This is a genomic window from Ferrimonas senticii DSM 18821, assembly GCF_000422665.1.
GTDB classification, from domain to species: Bacteria; Pseudomonadota; Gammaproteobacteria; order Enterobacterales; family Shewanellaceae; genus Ferrimonas; species Ferrimonas senticii.
On the sequence record NZ_AUGM01000013.1, the window covers coordinates 15,026 to 38,166 of the forward strand.

At 54.3% G+C, this 23,141-nt stretch carries 21 protein-coding genes; 15 read left to right on the forward strand and 6 right to left on the reverse strand.

What is annotated here, in order from left to right; genetic code table 11:
• Window positions 1–42 precede the first annotated feature (42 nt).
• The 5 genes from msbA (at window position 43) to G506_RS0109335 (ending at window position 4,902) form a co-directional block, all read left to right on the forward strand.
• Window positions 43–1,791, forward strand: a complete 1,749-nt coding sequence (gene msbA, locus G506_RS0109315) for a lipid A export permease/ATP-binding protein MsbA (RefSeq protein WP_028116632.1) — start codon at window positions 43–45, stop codon at window positions 1,789–1,791.
• 2 nt (window positions 1,792–1,793) lie between these two features.
• Window positions 1,794–2,780: a tetraacyldisaccharide 4'-kinase gene (lpxK, locus tag G506_RS0109320; RefSeq protein WP_028116633.1), complete on the forward strand. Its 987-nt coding sequence runs from the start codon at window positions 1,794–1,796 to the stop codon at window positions 2,778–2,780.
• The gene (locus tag G506_RS0109325) at window positions 2,770–2,952 is read left to right on the forward strand and encodes a Trm112 family protein (protein WP_028116634.1); all 183 of its coding nucleotides are present in this window, start codon (window positions 2,770–2,772) and stop codon (window positions 2,950–2,952) included. Before lpxK ends, G506_RS0109325 begins: the two co-directional genes overlap by 11 nt.
• Window positions 2,949–3,692 carry a 3-deoxy-manno-octulosonate cytidylyltransferase gene (gene kdsB / locus G506_RS0109330; RefSeq protein WP_028116635.1) on the forward strand — a complete coding sequence of 248 codons (744 nt, stop codon included), beginning with the start codon at window positions 2,949–2,951 and terminating at the stop codon, window positions 3,690–3,692. The genes G506_RS0109325 and kdsB overlap by 4 nt, the downstream gene beginning before the upstream one ends.
• Before the next feature lie 316 nt (window positions 3,693–4,008).
• Window positions 4,009–4,902: a LysR family transcriptional regulator gene (locus G506_RS0109335; protein ID WP_028116636.1), complete on the forward strand. Its 894-nt coding sequence runs from the start codon at window positions 4,009–4,011 to the stop codon at window positions 4,900–4,902.
• On the opposite strand, the gene G506_RS0109340 is transcribed toward G506_RS0109335, so the two are convergent.
• Window positions 4,896–5,393, reverse strand: coding sequence for a nuclear transport factor 2 family protein (locus G506_RS0109340; RefSeq protein WP_028116637.1), 498 nt, complete (start codon window positions 5,391–5,393; stop codon window positions 4,896–4,898). The two genes, G506_RS0109335 and G506_RS0109340, sit on opposite strands and share 7 nt — an antisense overlap.
• Window positions 5,394–5,909: 516 nt before the next feature.
• On the opposite strand from G506_RS0109340, the gene G506_RS0109345 reads away from it, so the two are divergent.
• A complete protein-coding gene (locus G506_RS0109345) occupies window positions 5,910–7,436 on the forward strand; it encodes a DUF3360 family protein (RefSeq protein ID WP_028116638.1) in 1,527 nt (508 codons plus the stop codon).
• A gap of 73 nt (window positions 7,437–7,509) precedes the next feature.
• Here G506_RS0109345 and focA read toward each other — a convergent pair whose 3' ends face one another.
• Window positions 7,510–8,961: a formate transporter FocA gene (gene focA / locus G506_RS0109350; RefSeq protein WP_028116639.1), complete on the reverse strand. Its 1,452-nt coding sequence runs from the start codon at window positions 8,959–8,961 to the stop codon at window positions 7,510–7,512.
• A 128-nt stretch (window positions 8,962–9,089) separates the two neighbouring features.
• Here focA and G506_RS0109355 point away from each other — a divergent pair, with 128 nt between their 5' ends.
• On the forward strand, window positions 9,090–10,061 hold the full coding sequence (locus G506_RS0109355; RefSeq protein WP_084631285.1) for a LysR substrate-binding domain-containing protein: 972 nt from the start codon (window positions 9,090–9,092) through the stop codon (window positions 10,059–10,061).
• Window positions 10,062–10,147: 86 nt separating this feature from the next.
• Here the strand turns inward: G506_RS0109355 and G506_RS0109360 are convergent, their stop codons facing one another.
• On the reverse strand, window positions 10,148–10,774 hold the full coding sequence (locus G506_RS0109360) for a CBS domain-containing protein (protein WP_169628092.1): 627 nt from the start codon (window positions 10,772–10,774) through the stop codon (window positions 10,148–10,150).
• Between the two features lie 122 nt (window positions 10,775–10,896).
• Between G506_RS0109360 and G506_RS0109365 the strand changes: the two genes are divergently transcribed.
• A complete protein-coding gene (locus G506_RS0109365; RefSeq protein ID WP_028116642.1) occupies window positions 10,897–11,805 on the forward strand; it encodes a LysR substrate-binding domain-containing protein in 909 nt (302 codons plus the stop codon).
• Window positions 11,806–12,094: 289 nt separating this feature from the next.
• Here G506_RS0109365 and punC read toward each other — a convergent pair whose 3' ends face one another.
• Window positions 12,095–13,261: a purine nucleoside transporter PunC gene (gene punC, locus G506_RS19355; RefSeq protein ID WP_051202028.1), complete on the reverse strand. Its 1,167-nt coding sequence runs from the start codon at window positions 13,259–13,261 to the stop codon at window positions 12,095–12,097.
• A gap of 161 nt (window positions 13,262–13,422) precedes the next feature.
• Here punC and punR point away from each other — a divergent pair, with 161 nt between their 5' ends.
• The 7 genes from punR to G506_RS0109410 all read left to right on the forward strand — a co-directional run bounded on the left by punR (window position 13,423) and on the right by G506_RS0109410 (window position 20,503).
• A complete protein-coding gene (punR, locus tag G506_RS19360; RefSeq protein ID WP_051202029.1) occupies window positions 13,423–14,355 on the forward strand; it encodes a DNA-binding transcriptional activator PunR in 933 nt (310 codons plus the stop codon).
• Between the two features lie 316 nt (window positions 14,356–14,671).
• Window positions 14,672–15,091 carry a D-ribose pyranase gene (gene rbsD / locus G506_RS0109385; protein ID WP_028116643.1) on the forward strand — a complete coding sequence of 140 codons (420 nt, stop codon included), beginning with the start codon at window positions 14,672–14,674 and terminating at the stop codon, window positions 15,089–15,091.
• Window positions 15,091–16,584: a ribose ABC transporter ATP-binding protein RbsA gene (rbsA, locus tag G506_RS0109390; RefSeq protein ID WP_205619495.1), complete on the forward strand. Its 1,494-nt coding sequence runs from the start codon at window positions 15,091–15,093 to the stop codon at window positions 16,582–16,584. The genes rbsD and rbsA overlap by 1 nt, the downstream gene beginning before the upstream one ends.
• Window positions 16,585–16,625: 41 nt before the next feature.
• Window positions 16,626–17,594 (forward strand): ribose ABC transporter permease, encoded by a 969-nt coding sequence (rbsC, locus tag G506_RS0109395; protein ID WP_028116645.1) that lies wholly within the window; start codon window positions 16,626–16,628, stop codon window positions 17,592–17,594.
• Window positions 17,595–17,604: 10 nt separating this feature from the next.
• Complete coding sequence (gene rbsB / locus G506_RS0109400; protein WP_028116646.1) at window positions 17,605–18,489, forward strand: ribose ABC transporter substrate-binding protein RbsB; 885 nt, start codon at window positions 17,605–17,607, stop codon at window positions 18,487–18,489.
• A 46-nt stretch (window positions 18,490–18,535) separates the two neighbouring features.
• A complete protein-coding gene (rbsK, locus tag G506_RS0109405; RefSeq protein ID WP_028116647.1) occupies window positions 18,536–19,453 on the forward strand; it encodes a ribokinase in 918 nt (305 codons plus the stop codon).
• A gap of 42 nt (window positions 19,454–19,495) precedes the next feature.
• Entirely contained in the window at window positions 19,496–20,503 is a 1,008-nt protein-coding gene (locus G506_RS0109410; protein ID WP_028116648.1) for a substrate-binding domain-containing protein, read from the forward strand.
• Window positions 20,504–20,578: 75 nt separating this feature from the next.
• Here G506_RS0109410 and G506_RS19365 read toward each other — a convergent pair whose 3' ends face one another.
• Window positions 20,579–21,223, reverse strand: a complete 645-nt coding sequence (locus tag G506_RS19365; protein ID WP_051202030.1) for a hypothetical protein — start codon at window positions 21,221–21,223, stop codon at window positions 20,579–20,581.
• Window positions 21,224–21,374: 151 nt separating this feature from the next.
• A complete protein-coding gene (locus G506_RS0109420; RefSeq protein ID WP_028116649.1) occupies window positions 21,375–23,039 on the reverse strand; it encodes an enoyl-CoA hydratase-related protein in 1,665 nt (554 codons plus the stop codon).
• Window positions 23,040–23,141: the final 102 nt, after the last annotated feature.

The following is a 23,141-nucleotide window of genomic DNA, read 5'->3' on the forward strand; positions in this document are numbered from 1 at the left end:
CCGCAGTAGAATGATCCACTTTGTACCCAAACAAGGGCTGACATGAGTTCAGACCAATCTGGCCAGTTTCGCGCCACCTTTGCCCGCCTGTGGCCATACATTAGCAAATACAAAGCCGGCTTTGCCGCCGCCATCTTTGGTATGGCGCTGTACGGTGTGGTCGATGCTTCGATGATTTACATGGTTAAGCCGTTGATCGACAGCGGTTTGGCTGAAAGCAATTCCAGCACCCTGCGGATGGCGCCATTGGTGATCATTGGCCTGTTCGTGATCCGCGGCTTTGCTAACTTCATGTCAACTTACTGTTTGGCTTGGGTCAGTCAGAATGTCATTCACACCATGCGCCAGCAGGTATTCAATAAATACCTGAAGTTGCCCATTCCGTTCTTTGATGATGCCTCCACTGGCGATCTGATCTCTAAGGTCACCTACGATGCTGAGCAAGTCTCACGGGCGTCATCGACGGCGTTGATCACCATGGTGCGCTCTGGTTTTACCGTACTCGGCCTGCTGTTCATCATGTTTTATGAAAGCTGGCAGCTGTCCGCCATCTTCTTTGTGGTTGGGCCAATTATCGCGCTGGTGATCAATTTGGTGTCGAAGCGTTTTCGATTGATCTCGAAAAACATCCAAGGGGCGATGGGTGGGGTGACCTCTACCACTGAGCAGATGCTCAAAGGTCACAAAAATGTGCTCGCCTTTGGTGGCCAACAGATTGAAAGCGATCGCTTTACCAAAGCCAGTAACATCAACCGTCAGCAAAACATGAAACTGTCGGCGGCCACCGCCATCAGCCAACCGATCATCCAGATCTTAGGTGCCTGTGCGCTGGGCGTGGTGCTGTTTATCGCCAGCTTCCCAGCGGTGTTGGACACCCTAACCCCAGGGTCATTCGTGGTGGTTGTCGGTGCGATGATGGGCCTATTGGCGCCGGTGAAGCAGTTAACCCGCGTCAACGCTGATCTGCAGCGCGGCGTGGCGGCAGCCGACAGCATCTTTGCGGTGCTGGATCAAACCGAAGCTGCTGACACGGGCTCGAAAACCTTGGAACACTGCCGTGGTGAGATTGCCATTACCGATCTGACGTTCAGCTACCCGCGTTCCGAAGGGCCGGTGTTAAAGCAGATCAACCTTAACATCCCGGCAGGCAAAACCGTGGCATTGGTGGGACGCTCTGGCTCTGGTAAATCAACGCTGTCCAACCTATTGCCGCGCTTTTATGAAATTGGCAGCGGCAGCATCACCATTGATGGCATGGATATCCGCGAGTTAACCATGGCCAATCTGCGCCAGCAGATGGCGCTGGTGTCACAGCAAGTGACCCTGTTTAACGACACCATCGCCAACAACATCGCCTACGCCTGTGGTGACAATGTCAGCCGTGAGCAGATCATCGCCGCGGCCGAAGCCGCGTATGTGATGCCGTTCGTCAACCAACTGCCGCAGGGCTTAGATACCCTAGTGGGTGAAGATGGGGTGATGCTTTCCGGTGGTCAACGCCAGCGCATCGCCATTGCTCGCGCTATTTTGCGTGACGCGCCAATTCTGATTTTGGATGAAGCCACCTCGGCACTGGATACCGAATCAGAGCGGGCGATCCAACGGGCACTGGATACCTTAGCCGCAGGTCGCACCTCAATTGTGGTAGCGCACCGTCTGTCGACCATCGAAAACGCCGATGAGATTGTGGTGTTGGATGGCGGCGAGATCATCGAACGCGGCACTCACCAACAGTTGCTGGATAAGCAAGGGGCCTATGCCCAACTGCACGCGCTGCAGTTTGGGGACTGATAGTGCAATCCTGGCTAGAAAAAGCATGGCAGCAGGGGCACCCATTGCTATGGCTGCTACTGCCGCTACAGTGGCTGTTTATCGCCATCAGCGGCTTGCGGCGCTGGCTGTTTGCCAGCGGCATTAAGCCATCGATTACGCTGCCGGTACCGGTGGTGGTAGTCGGCAACATCAGCGTTGGCGGCAATGGCAAAACCCCGGTGGTGCTGTATCTGGTGGAACTGCTCCGACAGCAGGGCTATCGCCCCGGGATCATCAGTCGCGGCTACGGTGGCGACAACAGCGCCCATCCGATGTTGGTTAACGGCGACAGCGATGCTCGTCTGTGTGGTGATGAGCCGAAGTTGTTGGCCCAGCGTAGCGGCGTGCCATTGGCGGTCGGCAGTGATCGCATCGCCGCAGCGGAACTGCTGCTGGCGACCGACATGGTCGATATCATCGTCAGCGACGACGGCATGCAGCACTATCGTCTTGGTCGCACGCTCGAAGTGGCGGTGATTGATGGTCAGCGCCGCTTTGGCAACGGCCATCGACTGCCGATGGGGCCACTGCGTGAGCCGGTTTCTCGGCTACAGCAGTGCGACTTGCTGATCTGCAATGGCGGTGAACCGCAAGCGGATGAGTTTCTGATGACCTTAGAACCGGCCCCGTGGCAGCGGGTTGACGGCAGCGGTGCTGCTGCGCCCCAAGGCGAGTTAGTGGCGATGGCCGGCATTGGCCATCCACCGCGATTTTTTGCCACGATTAGCGAGCTTGGTCTTAATCCCGTCGCCAGCCACGGTTTTGCTGATCATCAGCCGTATAGCCTTGATATGTTGGCGCCATTAGCCAAGCCACAGCAGGCACTGCTGATGACGGAAAAGGATGCGGTTAAGTGTCGCGACTTCGCCCTAGCTAACTGGTATTACCTACCGGTCAGTGCTAATTTGGGCGCCAGATTTGATAGCCGTTTTATCACTTTGTTGAAGGAAAAACTCCATGGCGTTTGATCACAAACTGTTGGAAATCATCGCGTGCCCAGTGTGTAAGGGTAAGCTGGAATACGATCGCGACGGTCAGCGCCTGATCTGCCGCGCCGATCGACTGGTGTACAGCATCGATGAGGGCATTCCAGTGCTACTGGAAGATCGCGCTACGCCACTGGAGAGCGAGTCTGCATGAGTTTTGTGGTGGTGATCCCGGCGCGTTATGCCTCGACGCGACTGCCGGGCAAACCGCTGGCGGACATCGCTGGCAAACCGATGGTGGTGCATGTTGCCGAGCGGGCACTGCAATCCGGTGCTGATCGGGTGGTTGTGGCTACCGATGACCAGCGTGTTATGGATGCCCTCGATGGTCTTTGCGACGTGGTGATGACCTCGCCAGATCATCAATCCGGCACCGAGCGTTTGGCCGAAGTGGTGCAACTGCTGCAGTTGAGCGATGACACCATTGTGGTTAACGTTCAAGGGGATGAGCCGCTTATTCCTGCCGCCAACATTCGCCAAGTGGCGGATAACCTTAATGGCAGCCAGGCGCGGATGTCGACGCTGGCGGTTGCCATTGACGACAGCGAAGAGATGCACAATCCCAATGCGGTTAAAGTGGTTTGCGATGGCAATGGCTACGCCCTCTATTTTTCCCGCGCCGCCATTCCATGGGATCGTGACGGCTTTGCCAATGACCTTGGCGTTAGCGCAGGCGCGCTGCGTCACGTCGGGATCTACGGTTATCGCGCCGGTTTTATCCGTGATTATGTCAGTTGGCCAGTCAGCCCATTGGAGCAGATTGAAGCACTGGAACAACTGCGAGTGCTCTATCAAGGCGAGAAGATCCACGTTGCGGTCGCCAATGAAGCACCGCCAGCGGGGGTAGATACCCCAGAAGATCTGGCACGGGTTCGAGCCGTACTCGCTGGCTAACACATCCTGCTTAAATTAGGACGTGTTGACATTTGCCGTATATTTTTGCGCCCTTGATTGGCAACAAATTGAACTTGGCCGGTTCGTTTTGCTGTTCTGTGGTCCCTGAGGGACGCCTTGCAGGGTCGGGCTAGCAGCTGTCACTCTTCGTCACACGATTTCGACGTAGAGCCACTATGCCTTCAATCGCAATCCTCGATTGACAGCCGCTATCCTCGACCAAATTCTGAACACCAAACGTCAACACGCCCTAGTCTTAAAGCGCACATATTGGCCAGTCCAGTATGTGCGTTTTTGTTTTTGGAAGAGACCATTGATGACCGATGCCAAATTATTGCAGGCGTTTGTAGATGTGGTGGAACAAGGCAGTTTTGCCGCCGCGGCGCAGTTGCGTGACACCGATGCATCACACCTTACTCGGCAAATTAAGCGACTGGAAACTGGACTTAATGTGCGCTTGCTGCACCGTTCTACCCGCGCGCTATCACTGACCGAGCAAGGGCGACAGATCTACGCCAAGGCGCAGCAAATCGGCGATCTATTGGCCGATGTGCAAGCCATTGCCAATACCAGCACCAGTGAGCCCAGCGGCCGCTTAAAAGTGACCAGTGGCCTTTATCTTGGGCGCAAGTTTCTGCTACCGGCGGTGGAAACTCTGTGCCAGCGGTTTCCTGAGGTAACGGTTGATGTTCATTTGGCGGATGAGCAGGTGGATCTGATTAAAGACCGCTACGATTTGGCGCTGCGAGTATGGCAAGCCAAAGACACCGATTTAGTGGCCAAGCATCTGTTAGATATTCGCTTTATGTTGGTAGCGACGCCTGAGTTTGTTGGTCGTTATGGACTGCCGCAAACATTGGCGCAACTGCAACCATTGCCGGCGGTTGCCTATCATCGCCGGGGACACCACAACAAAAATGTCAATTACCGAACCGACAGCGGTGAACTGGCCAGCTTTGCCTTAAACGCCAATCTGTCGATTAATGACGATTGTGAGGTGGAGCGGATCATGATGGCGGGCAGCCATTACTGTTTGGCCACCAACTATATGGTGGCCGATAGAGTCAGTCGCGGTGAATTGGTTCAGTTGTTGCCAGAACTGCAATTGCCACTGCAAGCGACGGTGTCGTTTGTCTATCCCAACCGTGGTCTGTCGGCGGCGGCTAACTGGCTTATCGCCGCAGTTAACCAACAACTGCAGAATTATTGACGCTGTTCTAACCAATATTGGTTGACGGCAGCAGGGGCGTAGCTGCGAAGCACCTCAACCAAACGGTTGGCTTCAGCAAAGTGAGTGGCATCTTGTCCCTGTGGCCAAAAGGCGTTGATGATTTCGGTATCAAGAAAGTCCAAAAATTGATGCACCAGCCCATCTTTGAGTTTGAACCATGCGACGCCGCGGTTCATGTAAGCCCCGCCATGTTGGGTGGTTGCGGTGGTATACCAGTGCGCCGCCACCATATCGCCGTCAAACATTGCCCATTTAGTGTGAAACCGTAAGCTGCCATTTAGGTTAGCTTGCATAGCAGCCAGCAGCGCCAGGATTGCTGACTTACCGCGCACCACATTAGGGTGATAAGTGCCGGGAAATTCAAACTGACAATCGGGGTGTAACATCTCGGCGATGGTGTCGAAATCGCTGCGGGAAAAAGCATCGTAAAAGTCGATAATCCCTTGTTTGTTAGTAATAAAAGTAGGCATTAGGCTCTCCAATAATTAGCGCCTAAGGGTAGCCTGGCGATCCCTTGGCGACGATGACAAATTCGGCAATGCGCTATGGCGAGTTAGCACCATAACGGGCCAATATTGCGGCGCTGACAGGGTATTCGAATGGCGCTTACAACGACTGAGAATGCGCTGTTTTTTAATTCGTCATTTCAGTTAACTCGGCTGTTGCTAATCGCAACTTGCTAGAATTTACTGTGGAGTTGATTGCATTTATGGCTAATTTTGCAACGAGATGGTGGTTGTTGCGCGATTGTTGCGTGATGTGGTTCGCAGAGGCAGAATACGGGTTTTTTATGGCTCGATAACAAGATCTAATTCACACTCTCTGAACTAATGCGATTCAACGGCGCAATTTCAACGAGCATCAATTGTTAAAGACTTTACAATGACCGCGATTTTGGGGAACAACGGTTAGAAAACCATCGTTTGCTAATCTTGTTGGATCCCCGCACTTACCCCTAGTCGTTTTATTACGGAGTCGTTGTTGCCATGACTGAGCAAACAACCAATCAGGAGAAGTCGTACCGCGAGCTGCATCGTCCAGCCAGCGAGTTCGCCTCCCGCTCTGATTACCTAGATCATGAACTGCAGATCATGAAGCCGCGTCGTTATGCCCTGAACCTACCAGGTCGTGACTTTAACTTTGAGTGGGAAGATCTTGTTCCTGCCATCGCTGGTACCATCGGTATTATCTCGATGTACTCGGCGGTGATGATGTCGTGGGCTGAAGGCTTGAGCCAAGCCTGGGATCACATCGAGTTAGGCCGTGAATTCGCGATTGAAGTTGCCCGAGTAGAGATGCTGCTACCGGCGCTGTTCTTCTGTATTTTGGCGTCCGGTTTTATCAACCCTCGTGCTAACTTGGCAGGTAACCATGGTCCGCTGATCCCGCTGATTGGTACCATCGCGCTGGCTGGGGCACACCCACTGGCACTGGCCATTTTGCTGGGTGTTTTTGGCTTGTTGTTGTCCTACTTCAAGGGCGGCTCGCGACTGGTAAACCTGACCAGTAACGGGGTTGCCGGCGGTTTGTTGGTGTTCCTCGGTTTTACCGGTTCGGTCAGCATGATCGGCAACATCCAAACTTGGGCTAACGGTCTGGTGCCTGAAGGCGGTCAAGCTGGTGACATGGGTTACGTTGGCCTAGTGGTGCTGGCGGCGGTGATCGTGCTGTATGCGGTACTGGCAAAAATGGGCAAACGTTGGCTGGCAATCCCAGCGTGTGCACTAACTGGCTTGGTGTTGGCACTGGCACTTGGTGCTGGCTTCGACCTGAAGTTTGAGACCGAAATGGGTCTGCCGAACTTAAACCCAGTTTACTGGTGGGGCTCTACTGAACAGGGCTGGATGTTGGGTCTGCCAAACGCGCAGCACTTTATCGCTTCTTTGCCATTTGCGATTTTGGCGGTAGCGATGTGGTCGCCAGACTTCTTGGGTCACCGTATTTTCCAAGAGCTGAACTACCCGAAAGGCACTGAAAAAGTACTGATGGACGTGGATGACACCATGACCATGTGTTCTATTCGTCAAATGGTAGGTACGGCACTGGGTGGCGGTAACATCACCTCCTCTTGGGGTACTTACATGATCCCGGCAGCGATCGCTAAGCGTCCTATTCCTGCTGGTGCCATCGTACTAGGCTCACTGGTAATGTTGGTGGCAATCCTTGGTTTCCCAATGGATGCGGCGGTTTGGCCTCCGGTAATGCGAGTAGCGCTGCTGGTTGGCGTATCTTTGCCACTGCTGGAAGCGGGCGTACAGATGATCCGTGATGAAAAAGACGCGCAAGCGGCCGGTATCTGTGTGTTTGCGGCAGCGGTAACCAACCCAGTATTGGCGTGGGCACTGACCATGCTGCTGGATAACAACGGTTTGATTGGCGACAAAAATCGTCCAAACCAGCTGTCCAAACTGGATCGCATCGTGATCCCAGGTTCTGTTCTGCTGATCTGTTTCGCGGCCATGTTGGCGGTGGGCATGCTCGAAGAACAGTGGGGCATTCCAGCACTGCTGTAATACGTTTAGCCGCAAGGCTTCACGGACTGACACAAAAGGGGCGTCCAATTGGACGCCCTTTTTGTATCTGCGATCAGGCGCTTTTAACCAGATCTAAGGTTTTCGCTTGTTCTGGATTGGTCCACGCAAACAGATGCGAAGCGATCTGGTTTTTGGAGATGGTGCCCACCACACGATTGTTGATCATCACCGGCAGCATTTGCGGTCGTGCGATCCGTTGTTGCTTGGCTCGTTCAGCCAGCGAGGCGGTGGTCATGCTGGTGGCAATACCGCTGCTGGTTACCGGGAACAGCTCTTTCTCATCGACGCTTAGGTATTGCGCCAGCTTCAACACGCTGTCGCTGGCATTCAGGCGCTGGACGTCGGTTTGCATCACTTGAGCGACGGTCAGGTGGTCGTCGTTGTCGAAGTTACGGCACCACATCTCAACCAGCACATCGTGGTGGGATAGGTAACCGAGCAGTTGTTGCTGTTGGTCAACCACCGGAGCACCAGTAACGCCGGCATTTTGTAGAGCATGCATGGCATCGTTCAGACTCAGAGAAGGGGATAGCAGCAGCGGTTCGCGATTCATCACCTCGCTCACCAGACGATCATCGATACGCACAGACGCCTCCTGTTGCACAGACTCTTTGGACACGACAGCAACTTTGGCTGCTGGCGCAAAAGTACGGTAGATGGTGTGGTAACCCAGACCGACCACCACGCCACCACCCACGATGTTACCTAAGGTCACCGGGATCAGGTTGGCGAATAGGAAGTTGCTCCAAGTTAGGTCGGCAAAGGCGGCTGGATCGGCACCGACCATCGCCCAAAAGCTTGGCTCGGCGGTGCTGGCAATGGCGATCCCCAGCGGCACCATAAATAGGTTAGCGATGCAGTGTTCAAAGCCAGAGCTGACAAACAGCGCCACTGGCATCACCATCAAGAACGCTTTGGCGCCGTTGGATTTGGCACTGAAGGTCAGCCATACCGCCAAACACACCATCAGGTTACACAGAATGCCCAGGGCGAAGGCTTGCAGCGGCTCATGGTGCAGCTTGTGTTGGGCGATCTTTAACGCGTTCAGACCCCAAGCGCCGTTGCCGTTGATGTAAAGCTGCGCCGCCATCACCAACGCCACCAGCAAAATGGCACCAATAAAGTTACCAAGATAAACCTTGCCCCAAACGCCGAGCATTTTGCCCAGTGGGGTTTCGCCACGAACATAACTGATCAGCGACAGCACGGTACTGGTAAACAGTTCGGCACCGGCCACCACCACCAGAATCAGGCCTAAGCTGAAAACGACGCCGCCGATTAATTTATTGACACCCCAACCAATGTCGCCGTTGCCGGTGGTCACGGTGATGTAAAACACAAACGCCAGACCGATAAACAGACCACCCATCGCTGCCGACAGAATGGTCATGGCAGTGGGTTTGCTGGTTTTACCAACGGCGAAGGTCTCGGCCACCGCCATCATTTGCGGCGGGGTGAGATGGGTTTGATTTGGCTCCGATTTTACCGAAGTGACGGTGGACATGCAGTCCCTCCCAATGACAAGCTTGCGGCGCCATAACGAATTGGTACCCGCGTGAATGGGGCGGAGGATACGCTCGTCGCATCGTTGAAAAAAATGGATAATACTGAGCCCCAGTATCGAGGTTTTTGATGGTTAAATTGATCCCCATAACGGCGCCGAAAAAAGAAGCGGAAGATGAGCCACAAACCGGTAAGTTTTCCCTAAAGCAGTTGGCGGTGTTTGACGCGGTTGCCACCCACGGCACCGTAAGTGCCGCTGCCGACGCATTGGCGTTGACCCAGTCGGCGACCTCAATGGCGTTGGCACACCTCGAGCGCAGTCTCGGTAGTCCCCTGTTTGAACGACAAAGTAAACGGATGCTGTTGACCGCCAAAGGCCACTGGTTGCGGCCTAAGGTCAAAGAGGTGTTGCAGGACATCAAGCTGATTGAGGCCGGATTTGCTGAACAGCAGATCTTAAGCGGCGAGATCAAAGTGGCGGTCAGTCAAACTCCAGCGGAACACCTGTTTCCTGCGGTTATCAGAAATCTTGATGCCGACTATCCAGCACTGCGGATCGACATGACGGTAAAAAACACCGACATGGTGATCGAAGGCATTCGTAACTACGAATATGACCTTGGGGTGATCGAAAGCCACTGTCTGGATGACAGCATCGCCCAGCAAGTGTGGTGTCATGACACCTTAACCATCGTCGCCAGTAAAGATCATCCTTACGCTAAGTTTCAGCGGGTCAGCTTTGCCCAGTTAGAGCAAGCGCAATGGGTATTGCGCGAACGAGGCTCGGGCATTCGTACCATGTTTGAGACGGCGATTTTCGATCACATCGATAAACTTCATGTTTGGCGCGAGTACGAACACGTTGGGGTGATCAAAGATCTGGTGCAGCACAATCAATATCTCACCTGTTTACCTTGGTTTGATGTGCGCTATGAGGTAGAACGGGGCGATCTGGTGCAGTTAGCGGTGCCGGCGCTGAATATGAAACGGTCGCTGAACTTTATCTGGCGCGCCGACGCCATCGATAATCCGCTGCGCGAATGCATCAAATCCGAAGCGATTAAGTTAACCCGAGTGATTGAGCCGGAGCTATCGCACTAGCCCAAAATAAAAAAACGCCACCCCTCGCAAGGGGCAGCGTTTGACGCTGCTTTCGCAGACTGACTCGGTAACGGCGGTCTGGGCGGTTACGCTACTTGTTGACCGCTGGTTTTGTGTTGGTGGCAGAGCCCCAGCAGGCTGTTGGCGACCATAGCGCGGCTAACCATGCCGATAAGCTTGTGGTCTTTAACCACTGGGAATTGCTTTGGCTTGGCCACTTTCATGGTGCGGGCTCGCTGTTCAATCGGGTTTGGCGACATGGTGGTTAAAAAGCCGCTGTCGGAGACTGCGTACAGTTGCTCGTGATCGATGCACATCCGTTCAGCCAGTTGCAGCACGCTGTCGCTGGCGTGGGCGGTTTCTACCTCGGTACGCATCAGCATCTCGACGCTAACCTCTTGGTGGTGTTTGGCGTAGTTGATGCTCCAGAAGTGCACCAGCAGATCGTGGCTGGAGAAGATCCCCACCAAACGCATCTGCTGATCGACCACTGGAGCGCATTCGATGTTGTGCTGTGCAAACAGCTGCAAGGCGGTCGCAACGGTGGTGGTAGTGCTTAATACCAGTGGATTGCGGTCCATGATGTCGCTGACTAATTTCTTTTCCAGTTTCATAGTTGGCTCCAGACCAAGACGGAAAATGCAGTGGACAAACTGGCGCCAGAACAACTTAGTAATGCTGTGTGGGGTCAGCCGTGATTTGTTGTTAATCACGATACGGAATCTCAGCAGACAGAGATAATTGATAATTTTGAACTGCGGCATCAACTTGCTTGATGCCGTGAAAACCGGCTCCAACGCCGTGGTGTTGGGGCCCAGATTTGGCACGAGAAACCATGCGATTTTCATTGAAACAGTTGGCGGTGTTTGAAGCGATTGCTCGCAGTGGCAGCGTAAGCCAAGCGGCAGAACAGTTGGACTTAAGCCAATCTGCCACTTCGATGGCGCTGCAACAGTTGGAGCGGATGCTCGGCCACCCGCTGTTTGAACGTCAAAATAAGCGGATGGCGCTGACGGTGTGGGGCAACTGGTTGCGACCCAAAGCGAAGAAGATCCTGTTGGATGTGCGGCGGATTGAATCGGGCTTTGCCGAGCAGCAGATCATCAGTGGCGATATCGCCGTGGCGGTGTCACAGACCGCCGCTGAACACCTGTTTCCACAGGTGCTGCGGGAGCTTGATCAAGACTTTCCGGCGGTCAAAGTGGCCATGAGTGTGCGCAACAGCGAACAGGTGATCGAGGGCATTCGTAACTACCAATACGACCTTGGGATCATTGAGGGGCGCTGCGATGACAACCAGATCCAGCAAGAGATCTGGTGTCATGACCATCTGGCGATCGTGGCCAGTGCCAATCACCCCTACGCGCGTTCGGCGGCGGTCTCTTTTGCCCAGCTAGAACGAGCCCAGTGGGTGCTGCGAGAGCAGGGCTCCGGCATTCGCGCCATCTTTGAAAGCGCCTTGCATGGTCACATTGATGATCTCAACGTCTGGCGTGAATATGAGCACGTGCGGGTGATTAAAAAGCTGGTTGCCGAAGGGTTGTACCTGTCCTGTCTGCCGTTCTTAGATATCCGTGAATCGATCGCCCGTGGCGAATTGGTTGAATTGAACGTGCCGGCGCTGAATATGAAGCGGCCATTGACCTTTATCTGGCGTCGTGACGCTTTGGAAAATCCGTTGCGTGATTGCATTAAGTTGCAAGCCCGGCGAGTGGTGCGGTCGATTGAACCGAAGGTGAGTTAGCTTGGTGTTGCGGATGAACTAGACCCGGTTTTTATCGTTGATAGCCCATATCAGTTTTGTTGATGGCTAACTTGTTGATCAAAAAGGCGCCATTGTGGCGCTTTTTTGATGCTGTGGTAACTATCTGGTCGATCTACCGCTTGGTGAAGGGCGTTTCGCAGCTGACCTCTAATAAGCCTTACTACGGCTAAACCCAAGTAATAACGCTCAGCGATAACCCTCAGCGATAAATCCAAGCCATAAAAAACGGGCAGAGAATTTTCTCTGCCCGTTTTTTTATGCGACATGCTTATTTGGCTTTTCCGAAATGGGATAACGCGTAGCCGCTGAGCAGCAGTGCCGCGGCGATGGCGATGGCGATGCCGGTGATCTGCAGTGGGATCTCGGCAAAGCTGGCCACCAGGGCGCTGGCGCCAAAGCTGATGCTGATCTGCAAGGTGTTTTGCAAACCGGCAGCGGTGGCGGCGCAATGTGGCATATGGCTTAAGCTGCGGTTAACCACAATCGGGTACAGCGCGCCATTGACCGCCGCTGAAACACAGAATGGGATCAGCAATGGCCAGATGGTGGTTTGTGGGGTCAGTGCCACCACCAGCAATACCGCCGCAACTAGAGCGAACGTGGCCAGCAGTGCTTTGAGCAACCCGGCATCACCATGACGAGCTACCCAGCGTTTACCCAGCAGACCACCCACCATAAAGGCGATGGTTTGTGGCACAAACGACAGGCCGATATCGGCGGCATCGTAGCCCATCAGGTGCATGATCTCTGGCAGACCCGTCAGGTAGGCGAAGAACGCCGCTGAAGCAGAAGCGAAGATCAGCACGTGGCCCATGTAATAGCGGGAGCTAAGCAGTTGCTTAATGTCACCCATCACTGGTTGTGGTTTTACGGTTTTATCCGCTTTTGGCAGGGTAACGCTGTAGGCCACCAGCGCAATTGCCAGCACGGTTAAGAACAAAAAGATGCTGCGCCAGCCGTAGGCATCCGCCAACACCACGCCCAGTTGTGGCGCTAGGGCAGGGGACAGCGCCACCAGTGGCATGACGGTGGCAAAAATTTGTTGGCTTTGACTTGGGGTGTAACGGTCGATCACCAGCGCTTGCCAGATCACCGTTGGCGCACACACACCAATCGCTTGGATAAAGCGCAGCAGTTGCAGTTGCCATACTTCCGTACAGAAGCTGATGGCCGCCGAGGCCAAACCAAACAGGGTAAGACCGGCGATCAAGGCGCTACGACGACCGATGCGATCGCTTAAAATGCCCCACAGCAGCTGGCCACCGGCCAAACCGGCCAGAAATACCGACAGTGACAGGGCGATCCCTTCGGCGGAAGTCGCCAGTGCCATTTCCATCTGTTTAAAGGCCGGCAGATACATGTCGGTGGCAACAAAACCCAGCATCGACAGCAGCGACAGATAGCCAAGTTCAATTTTGGTGATGAATTTGCTCATAGATGCCAATTAATTTGATAAATGCAGCAACCCCAACAGCTAAAGTAAGAGCTGCTGAGTAATTTAAGGTTGCGCATTCTAGTGGCTGACGTTGTTGGCGTTAAACGCTATATTTTGCCGTTACCTAACAAAATTTTTGAAAGCAAAACCCCGAGTCGCCGATGTTTGATAAAGCCACCTTACAGATGCTCGATACCGTCGCCCGTGCTGGCAGTTTTAGTGCCGCCGCCAAGCAGTTACATAAAGTGCCTTCGGCGATCAGTTACAGCGTCCGTCAGGTCGAGCAGCAACTGGGGGCGGAACTGTTTCAGCGGCTGCCGAAAAAAGTGGTGCTGACCCCCGCCGGCGAACATTTTGTTAATCAAGCGCGGCTGTGGTTGCGGGAGATGGCGGAGGTGCAGCGGCAAACTCAGCGGGTGGCTAAAGGTTGGCAGGCACAGTTGAGAGTGGCGCTGGATAGCATCGTTAAACCGGCGCCGGTGACTGAGCTTATCGCCGATTTCTATCAGCAGTTTGACGATGCCGAACTGCTGATCCATTTCGAAGTGTTTAATGGTGTGTGGGACGCGTTAGCCGATGGTCGCGCGGATTTGGCGATTGGTGCCACCGCAGCGATCCCGGTTGGCGGTGATTTTGGCTTTCGACCGATGGGATCGCTGTCGTGGGTATTGGTGTGCGCGCCGCAGCATCCAGCGGCGACGCTGGACAGTATCTCACCGCAAGCGCTGCAGAACATCGACACCATCTGTTTGGAAGATACCTCCCGCAGCCTGCCTAAACGAGACAACTGGCTGCAAGGGCCAAAGCGGCGGATTATGGTGCCGGATTGGAGCAACGCCATCAGCTGTTTGCAACAGGGGTTGGGGATCGGCAATGTGCCGCAACATTTAGCGCAGCCACTGCTGGCCTCTGGGCAATTGGTGGCATTAACGTCCGAGCCAAGCAAACCGGACAGTGCCTGTGGTATTGCCTGGCGCCGCAGCAGCGAAGGGCCGCTGCTCAGTTGGTTATTGGATTACTTGGGTGAAGCACCGCAAACCCAGCAGCGTTGGCTGGCGCCTGAGCCCATGCCGGCAACACTACATCTGCCTTAATTTGCGAGCCGGCAACCCCAGTTCTGGTGGTTTTGCTGATAATTTCTCCTCGTTTGTCGATAAGTCGTCGCTTTTGTCGGCAACAAGGTTGTCACGCGGTTTCACAGCCTTATCCCCAAAACCTGTGCGGTTGTTATCACCAGTGCGTGCAAGGGTGTGAATTCGTGATCTGGATCTCACCCGTTGGCTAGCGATCGATCGCCAACGCCAGTATCATTCGCGCAAACCTTTGCGCAAACGTTTGCGCCCAAGCTTTAGTGAGTTTGGAGAACCGCTGGGGAGATTGCCCAGCACACTCTGATTGGAATGAGAACAGATGAGAAAAGCCGCCCTGCTAAACAGTGATATCGCCCGTGTACTGGCCCTGTCTGGTCACACTGATGAGATCACCATTGGTGACTGTGGCTTGCCGATCCCTGCTTCTTGCGAGCGCATCGATTTGGCGCTGATCCGCGGCGTACCGACTTTCTTGGATACTCTGAAAGTGGTGGCGGGCGATCTGCAAATCGAAGCTGTGGTACTGGCGCAAGAGATCGCCGAACACAGCAGTGAATTCCATCAGCAGCTGTTGCAGCTGCTTGAGCAACTGGGCGATGCCCAAGGCCAAGCGATCGCCATCAGCTACGTTAGCCATGAACAATTCAAAGTGCGTACTGCCAACAGCCGCGCGGTGATCCGCACCGGCGAGTGCACCCCATACGCCAACATTATTCTGTCCGCAGGAGTGGCGTTTTAATGTCCACCGAACTGAAGCCACTGCTAAGCCTGAACGGGATTGAGAAATCCTTCCCAGGCGTGAAAGCATTGAATGGCGCCCAGCTAAACGTTTACCCAGGCCAAGTGATGGCACTGATGGGTGAAAACGGCGCCGGCAAATCCACCATGATGAAGGTGATGACCGGCATCTATCAGCCAGAAGCGGGTGAAATTCGCTTAAATGGCGAGGTGGTGAAATTCTCCGGTCCGCGCCAATCCCAAGCGGCGGGCTTAAGCATCATCCATCAGGAACTGAACCTGATTGATGAGCTATCGATTGCGGAAAACATCTTCTTAGGCCGTGAGCCAAAGCGTTTTGGTCTGATTGACTGGAACAAGATGTACGCCGAGGCTGATGCCTTGCTGGAGCGTCTGCATGTCAATTGCGGCAGCCGCACCAAGATGGGCGAACTGTCTTTGGGTCAACAGCAGATGGTGGAGATCGCCAAGGCGCTGTCGTTTAAGTCCAACATCATTGTGATGGATGAACCAACCGACGCCCTGACCGATCGCGAAACCGAGGCGCTGTTTGCGGTAATTCGTGAACTGCGCGAGCAAAACGTTGGCATCGTCTACATCTCCCACCGCCTGCAAGAGATCTTCGACATCTGCGATCGCGTTACCGTGATGCGCGATGGCCAGTTTATTGCTGAACAAGCGGTCAGTGATCTGACCGAGTGCAAACTGATTGAACTGATGGTCGGTCGTAAACTGTCGGATCTGTACCCACGGGTGGATCACCCGCGTGGCGCGGTATCACTGGCGGTTAGCAACCTTTGTGGTAACGGCGTTAACAACATCAGCTTTGAACTGCACGAAGGCGAAATCCTCGGCTTTAACGGCCTGATGGGCGCCGGCCGTTCTGAACTGATGCGGCTGCTGTTTGGTGATGGCAAGCGTGAAGCTGGCGAAGTGCTGCTGTATGGCCAAGCGGTGCATCCGCGTAGCCCGAGCCAAGGCATTAGCGCTGGGATCTCCTACATCAGTGAAGATCGCAAAGGCGATGGTCTGATGCTGGAGATGTCGGTCAAAGAGAACATGAGCATCAGCTCACTGGAATCGCTGTCTCGTGCTGGCTTTATCCAAGCGGGTGCCGAGCAGGAACAAGCCCAGTACTTTGCTGAAGCCTTCAACGTTAAGACCCCAAGCCTAGACCATCCAATCGGCAAACTCTCTGGTGGTAATCAGCAGAAGGCGGCGATCGCCAAAGGACTGATGGCCAAGCCAAAGGTACTGATCTTGGATGAGCCAACCCGCGGCGTCGATGTTGGCGCTAAGAAAGAGATCTACCAGCTGATCAACCAATTTAAGCAACAGGGGATGAGCATCATTCTGGTTTCCTCTGATATGCCTGAGGTGATGGGCATGAGCGACCGCATCTTGGTGATGAATCACGGTCAAATCAGTGGCGAGTTCGATGCTAAGACCGCCACTCAAGAGCAACTGCTGGCTGCGGCCATCGGCAATCACTAAGAATTCGCGCGTTGCGCAAGCGTTTATTTCGAGATTCAAACATGACCACTTCTGCAAACTCCCCAGCCATGGCCAAGGCGCTAGAGTCGCTAAAACAGCAAAAAGCGCTTCTGGCGCTGGTTGCGCTGATCTTTGTGGTATCGATGCTGAACGACCAGTTCTTCACCGTCGATAACTTTATGAACATCCTGCGTCAAACTTCGGTTAACGCGATTATCGCGGTTGGCATGACCTTGGTGATCCTAACCGCCGGTATCGACTTGTCGGTGGGCGCGGTATTGGCACTGGCTGGCGCCTTGGCGGCGTCGTTGGTAGCGGCACAAATGCCACTGTTGCTGGCACTGCCTGCGGCAATCATGGCTGGCGCGGCACTGGGGGCGATGAACGGTGCACTGATCTCCAAAGGTAAAGTGCAGGCGTTTATCGCCACCTTGGTTACCATGACCGCCATCCGTGGCCTGACCATGGTGTACACCGAAGGTCGTCCGATCTCCACCGGCTTTACCGAGGTTGCCGAGCAATTTGCGCTGATCGGTGGCGGTTACCTGTTTGGTCTGCCAGTGCCGGTATGGCTGATGTTTGCCGCCTTTGTTGGCGCATGGCTGCTGCTGCACCACACCCGTCTGGGCCGTTACATCTACGCCATCGGCGGCAACGAATCCGCCGCGCGTCTGTCTGGCATCAACGTTGATCGGGTTAAAATCGCGGTCTACGGCATCGCAGGCGCGATGTCAGCATTGGCGGGTCTGATTGTGACAGCGCGTCTATCTTCAGCGCAGCCAACCGCCGGTACCTCTTACGAGCTGGATGCGATTGCGGCAGTGGTAGTTGGTGGCGCCAGTCTGGCCGGTGGCCGTGGCTTTATCTGGGGCACCCTGGTGGGCGCACTGATCATCGGTGTACTGAACAACGCCTTGAACCTGCTGGACGTATCCTCTTACTACCAGATGATCGCCAAAGCGGCGGTAATTCTGCTGGCGGTGCTGGCGGATCGTAAGTCCCACGCTTAAGGAGACTTGGATGAAGGTTTTCTCTCGCTCACTTGCGGTACTGGCATTGGCGGCATCAATGGTGCTGCCGGTGGCCGCCGACGATAAACCGGTGATCGCGCTGGTGGTTTCGACTCTGAACAACCCATTTTTCGTATCGATGAAAGATGGCGCGGAAGCCAAAGCCGATGAGCTGGGTTTGGATCTGATCGTATTGGACTCGCAAAACGATCCGGCCCGTGAACTGGCCAACGTCGAAGATATGGTGATCCGCCAAGTTAAGGTGCTGCTGCTAAACCCAGCGGACTCCGATGCGGCCTCCAATGCCGCCGGTTTGGTTAACCGTAAAGGCATTCCGCTGATGACCCTTGACCGCGGCGTTGCCCGCGGCACCGTTACCAGTCACATCGCTTCCGATAACGTCGCCGGTGGCAAACTGGCCGGTGACTTTATCGCTAAGCAGCTAGGCGCTGGTGCCAAGGTGGGGCAGCTGGAGGGGGTACCCGGTACTTCCGCGGCCCGTGATCGTGGCCAAGGCTTTAGCGAAGCGGTTACTGCCCACAACTTTGAGCTGGCCTCATCCCAGCCGGCGGATTTTGACCGCGCTAAGGGCTTGAACGTGGCCGAGAACATGCTGTCTTCCAAAGGCGATATCCAAGCGCTTTTTGCCCAGAACGATGAGATGGCCTTGGGCGCGATTAGCGCTGCCAAAGCCAGTGGCAAGCAGCCACTGATCGTCGGCTTTGATGGTACCGACGAAGGCATTGCCGCGGTACGTCGTGGTGAGCTGGCAGCCACGGTTGCCCAGCAGCCAGAGCTGATTGGTGCCAAAGCGGTGGAAGCGGCAATGCGCGCCATCAAAGGCGAAGCGGTGGAACCATTCCAACCGGTACCGCTGCAAATCATTACCAAATAAATCATTTTTTAAGGGCTGCAGTTGCGGCCCTTGTTGCGAGACTATCATGGCTAAATTAACCGTACTGGGCAGCATTAACGTTGACCACCTGATGCAAGTAACCTACGCCCCGAAAGCGGGTGAAACCCTGACTGCCAACAACTACCAAGTGGTTGCCGGTGGCAAGGGCGCTAACCAAGCGGTGGCCGCCGCTAAGCTGGGCGCCGATGTGGCGATGATCGGTTGTGTTGGCAGCGATGCCATCGGCGCGCAGATGGTGGCCGAGTTCGCCGAAACCGGCATGGATACCGCAGGGATCAGCGCGGTAGCCGGTGAATCCACTGGTCTGGCGATGATCTACGTGGAACAGTCTGGCGAGAACCGCATTGGCATTTGGCCAGGTGCCAACGCCGCTCTGAACAACGAGGTGGTGGATGCCCAGCGCGGCCAGATTGAAGCGTCTGAGCTGCTGTTGATGCAACTGGAGACTCCGGTTGAATCTTTAGTGTACGCCGCTGAGATCGCTAAAGCCGCCGGCACCAAAGTGGTACTGAATCCAGCACCAGCCAAGGCACTACCAGAAGCGCTGCTGCGTAACGTCGATATCATCACTCCAAACGAAACCGAAGCGCAGTTGCTGACCGGTATCGCGATTGATACCTTGGAAGATGCGGAACGCGCGGCTAACCAGCTGCATCAACAGTTTGGCATTGAACTGGTGCTGATCACTTTGGGTAAACGCGGCGTGTGGTTGTCTCAGTCTGGCCAAGGCCAGCGCATCGAAGGTTTTGTGGTAAACGCCATCGATACTACCGCGGCCGGTGACACCTTCAACGGTGGTTTTGTTACCGCCATGCTGGAAGGCAAATCACTGGTTGAGGCGGTACGTTTTGGTCAAGCGGCGGCGGCCCTGTCGGTAACTCGTCTGGGGGCGCAATCCTCGATCCCAACTCGCGCAGAAGCCCAAGCGTTGCTGCACGGCTAACCGTATAATCGGCGCGCTTACAACAATAATAAGGGATTCAACGTGGCCACCATTCGTGACGTTGCCAAACTGGCTGGGGTTTCCACCACCACCGTATCGCACGTGCTTAATCAGACTCGCTTTGTTTCTGAGACTGCACGGTTAGCGGTAGAGCAGGCGGTCAAACAGCTTAATTACGTGCCGAATGTGGTCGCCCGTAGTCTCAAAGGTGGCAGCAGCCGAGTGCTGGGGATGTTGGTCACTGACTCCAACAACCCGTTTTACGCCGATCTGATCCAATGGGTTGATAAAGTGGCTTACAGCCACGGCTATAACCTGATCCTGTGTAATACCCAAGGTAATGTCGAGCGCGCCTGCGATTACATCGAGATGCTGACCCAGCGCCGAGTCGATGGTGTGTTGGTGATGAGTGCCGACGCCCGCCAAGTGCCGTTGTCGGCCTTTGCTAAATTGCCAATGGTGATGATGGACGCCGGCCCGTCGGCGGTCGGCTTCGATCGCATTTTGGATGATTCAGAACTGGGTGGCTATCTAGCGACTAAGTATTTGCTGGATCGCGGTCACCGTCAGATTGGGATCCTCACCGGGCCGTTGGCTAAGTACAACAGTCAACATCGTTTGGCGGGCTATCACCGGGCACTGGCCGAAGCGGGCGTAACCGCTAACGATAAGGCGTGGGTGCATTCCGGTAACTTCAGCTACGAAGGCGGCTTTGAGGCGATGCAGAGCCTGTTGGCGCAGACGCACGGTAGCAACGAGGCGGTTACCGCGGTATTTGCTAACAACGATCTGATGGCGATGGGCGCGGCGCGCGTCGCCGCCGATTACGGTTTGCGGATCCCACAGGATCTGTCGTTGATGGGTTACGACGATATCCCGGGGGCACAGTACTTTAACCCACCATTGACCACCATTGCTCAGCCGATGCAGGCGTTGGCGGAGCAAGCGATTGCGATGCTGCTGGCGCGAATGGCCAAGCCAGATTGTGACGGTCAACGGTTATTGTTGCCGCCGAGTTTGGTTGAGCGTGATTCGGTTCGGCAGTTGTAACTGCTGAAATAATAAAAAAGGCTGAAGTGATTTCTCACTTCAGCCTTTTTTATTTGGCTTTTTATTTAGGCTCGATTAATCGCGAATAAATTTAATTTGCAGTACCGAATAAGCAATCATTGTGTAACTTAATAGTTCTAAGCCCTCTTCGGAGGTGCGTTTAACCGCGCGCATATATTCTACGCCCATCACCTCGGTCCAGAAGTCGCCCATACCCCATAGGCGTGAAAATACCAGCAGCATTGCCATCGATAGCATCAGTAGGGCGCCCGCTTTGCTGCCGAGTATGTCGGCAAGTTGTTTCAGCACCAGGCCCTTCGGGCGTGCACTTAACAGGATCCCTAAGCCTGTTACCACTAGCGCGGGATAGATCCAAGAACCATGCAGCAGCTTATCAAATAAGAAATCCAATTCGCGGATGGCACACACCATAAAAAAGGCGGTCATTAAGGTCGCGGCTTGGCGAATGTTGCGGTCGCTTTTAGCGATATACAGTAAACGGGCGCAAATCAGTGCCAATAGACTGAGTTGGCCAAGCTCAGTAATTGAGGTTTCGGTTGAACTGAAACCGAGCATTGCATCAATCCGAACGATAGCGGTGACAAAAGCAAACAGCAGTGCCAGTAACCAAAATGGCGCAGTGGCTTTTAGCAGTAGTTTTAATGAGTTTGATTCAGCAGTATCGCAACTTGCAATGGTAGTGAAGGAATGCTCTTTCATTGTTGTTTTTATGTTAAATATCACGGAAAAACAACGGCTTGCCGTGAAAAAAAAGTGAATGCGCGAATTATCTGTCAAAATCGCTTAAAAAAAATAGAGCCAGTTAATATTCCATTAAGCTGGCTCTAAAGTTTATTGATTGTAAGTTGCTTTACGCTAGCCGGAAGGGATCCAACTGCGCTGGTAGTGGCTGTGGCTCGAACAACTGCTGTCGGCGCAGTTGGTGATAGGGACTGGCGTCGGCAAAGTTACGGCGCAGTTGCACTAACTCTTCGGCGCGGTATTTGGCCAACGGCTTAAGCTCTTCCTCTTTACGCCGATTACGCCACTTATTATGCAGTTGCAGCACTAAGTTTTGCTGGCGCACGCCAGTGGCGTATTGATGCAGCGCTTGAAGGTAGCCAGCGTCATCTTCGCTGCTGAGCACCTCATCAATTAAGCCGAGGTTTTTGGCGGCGGTGGCGCAGATCGGCAAACCGTTGTCGGTTAATTGCTCTGCCATTTTGGTGCCGACGCGCTTTGGTAGGGTAAAGGTCCAATAGTCAGCGCCAAACAGCCCTAGATTGCCGTAATGCGGGTTTAAGATAACACTGTCACGGGCGATCACTTTGTCACAGGCTAACGCCATCATCATCCCGGACGCGCTAGCGTTGCGACCTAGGGCTGCGATGGTGATCTTGTCTTCGCAGGTGAGGATCGCTTCGCTAATGTCATTGAGGGCGTTGGCGTTGCGCCAAGATTCGCTGGCGGGTTCGCGGTCCGCTTCAATTTGGCCCAAATCGATTCCGTGTCCCCAGTGATCATCACCGCCCATCAGCACAATCACCTTGAGCGGTTGCTCGCAGGCGTGGTGGAAAGCGGCCAGCAGTCGCTGTGCCTGATCCGAATTCATCACCCCATCGGCAAAGTTAAAGTGCAGATAGCCAATGTCATCGCGACACTCAAAGCGAATATCGCTGTAGTCACGACTGTCCAGTGGCAGTGGTTCGTTGACTTTAAATTCAAACACTCGGCGTAATTTGCTAGCGATTGCGGTGGTAGCGCTGACTGCAGTAAAGCGCTGATCGATGGTGCGTACTGGTTTGACTTTGTCAAACCACAGGGCGCCGTCGATGGTGCTAACGCAGACCGCGCCGCTGCGTTGGCCCAGCAGTTGCTGCGGTTTCGGGTGGCGCAATTTGTATTCTGGGTAAGCCCGATACAGATGAACGCTGTGGCCCGCCAACAGATCGATGATGCCTTCATCGCCGGCGGCATTGAGTTTGTCGATGATGGTTTGGCTGCCATCGGCATCCCAATCGATCTTCAGTGCTTGGGCGCTGATTGGCGATGCCATATGGCTGCTGCCGATATCTGCCAATAACGGCAGCGGTTCGCCACTGGCCAGTAGCGTCAACAGCTGCTGGCACAGTTGCCCATAGGCTTGATTCAGCTGTTGCAGCTTAATGCTTTGCTGACTGCGAGGGGCTAACGCGAAGCGGTGCTCGGCCAACAATTTATCGCCATCGGCGCGATGTTGGATCAGGCTCACGCCAAATTCTGTTGATTTGGTTAGGAGCGCTTGGCTGAGTGCGTGCTGGCCAAGATTGTGATCGATCCCTGATAGTAGCGAAAAACAGTGGGGATGTTGGCGAAGGGTAGCGCTGATTGCCAGCTGCGGATCGCAGTTGATGATCAGTTCCGGTTTATATTCTTCAAACCGACGGGGCGGAAAATGATCGCTCGACTCAATCGCCAACTGGTGTTGACGTCTGAGTTGATCAAACAGTCGTTGTGATAGCTCATCAAAGGTTGCTACCAGCAGCAAAATGCGCATGCAAAACCGCCTCGAATATCAATTGGCAAAACCTTTACATTATTTACTGTAACAGCAACTTAAGCTAAGTGGTGGGTCACAGTTATTGGCATTGTCTCGGCA

Coding starts and splice junctions, on each gene's coding strand:
- msbA (WP_028116632.1), top strand. CDS start 43: ATGAGTTCAGACCAATCTGGCCAGTTTCGCGCCACCTTTGCCCGCCTG.
- G506_RS0109325 (WP_028116634.1), top strand. CDS start 2,770: ATGGCGTTTGATCACAAACTGTTGGAAATCATCGCGTGCCCAGTGTGT.
- kdsB (WP_028116635.1), top strand. CDS start 2,949: ATGAGTTTTGTGGTGGTGATCCCGGCGCGTTATGCCTCGACGCGACTG.
- G506_RS0109335 (WP_028116636.1), top strand. CDS start 4,009: ATGACCGATGCCAAATTATTGCAGGCGTTTGTAGATGTGGTGGAACAA.
- G506_RS0109340 (WP_028116637.1), bottom strand. CDS start 5,393: ATGCCTACTTTTATTACTAACAAACAAGGGATTATCGACTTTTACGAT.
- G506_RS0109345 (WP_028116638.1), top strand. CDS start 5,910: ATGACTGAGCAAACAACCAATCAGGAGAAGTCGTACCGCGAGCTGCAT.
- focA (WP_028116639.1), bottom strand. CDS start 8,961: ATGTCCACCGTCACTTCGGTAAAATCGGAGCCAAATCAAACCCATCTC.
- G506_RS0109355 (WP_084631285.1), top strand. CDS start 9,090: ATGGTTAAATTGATCCCCATAACGGCGCCGAAAAAAGAAGCGGAAGAT.
- G506_RS0109365 (WP_028116642.1), top strand. CDS start 10,897: ATGCGATTTTCATTGAAACAGTTGGCGGTGTTTGAAGCGATTGCTCGC.
- punC (WP_051202028.1), bottom strand. CDS start 13,261: ATGAGCAAATTCATCACCAAAATTGAACTTGGCTATCTGTCGCTGCTG.
- punR (WP_051202029.1), top strand. CDS start 13,423: ATGTTTGATAAAGCCACCTTACAGATGCTCGATACCGTCGCCCGTGCT.
- rbsD (WP_028116643.1), top strand. CDS start 14,672: ATGAGAAAAGCCGCCCTGCTAAACAGTGATATCGCCCGTGTACTGGCC.
- rbsA (WP_205619495.1), top strand. CDS start 15,091: ATGTCCACCGAACTGAAGCCACTGCTAAGCCTGAACGGGATTGAGAAA.
- rbsC (WP_028116645.1), top strand. CDS start 16,626: ATGACCACTTCTGCAAACTCCCCAGCCATGGCCAAGGCGCTAGAGTCG.
- rbsB (WP_028116646.1), top strand. CDS start 17,605: ATGAAGGTTTTCTCTCGCTCACTTGCGGTACTGGCATTGGCGGCATCA.
- rbsK (WP_028116647.1), top strand. CDS start 18,536: ATGGCTAAATTAACCGTACTGGGCAGCATTAACGTTGACCACCTGATG.
- G506_RS19365 (WP_051202030.1), bottom strand. CDS start 21,223: ATGAAAGAGCATTCCTTCACTACCATTGCAAGTTGCGATACTGCTGAA.
- G506_RS0109420 (WP_028116649.1), bottom strand. CDS start 23,039: ATGCGCATTTTGCTGCTGGTAGCAACCTTTGATGAGCTATCACAACGA.